The following is a 366-nucleotide window of genomic DNA, read 5'->3' as shown; positions in this document are numbered from 1 at the left end:
GGTCGCCACCGCCCGCGCGATGCACAGCCGCTGCTGCTGGCCGCCCGACAGCCCGGTGCCGGGGGCATCCAGCCGGTCCTTCACCTCGTTCCACAGCGCGGCCTTGCGCAAGGAGGCCTCGACGATCCCGTCCAGTTCCGCCTTCGACCGCGTCATGCCGTGGATCTTCGGCCCGTAGGCCACGTTGTCGTAGATCGACTTCGGGAAGGGGTTCGGCTTCTGGAACACCATGCCCACCTTGGCGCGCAGCTGCACCGGGTCGACCGAGGGCGCGTAGATGTCTTCGCCTTCCAGAAGAATCCGACCCTCGACCCGCGCCGAGGCGACGGTGTCGTTCATCCGGTTCAGGCAGCGCAGGAAGGTCGA

At 68.0% G+C, this 366-nt stretch carries 1 protein-coding gene; it reads right to left on the bottom strand.

Features of this window, described 5'->3' with window-relative positions; genetic code table 11:
• Positions 1-366 (bottom strand): phosphate ABC transporter ATP-binding protein (locus D5084_RS09020; RefSeq protein WP_128515190.1); only part of this gene is annotated, 366 nt, incomplete at both ends.

Origin of the sequence: Tabrizicola thermarum (genome assembly GCF_003574395.1) — a bacterium.
In the GTDB taxonomy this organism is placed as follows: Bacteria; Pseudomonadota; Alphaproteobacteria; order Rhodobacterales; family Rhodobacteraceae; genus Tabrizicola; species Tabrizicola thermarum.
The sequence above is the reverse complement of the archived record's forward strand: the minus strand, read 5'-3'. Positions and strand labels throughout refer to the sequence as shown.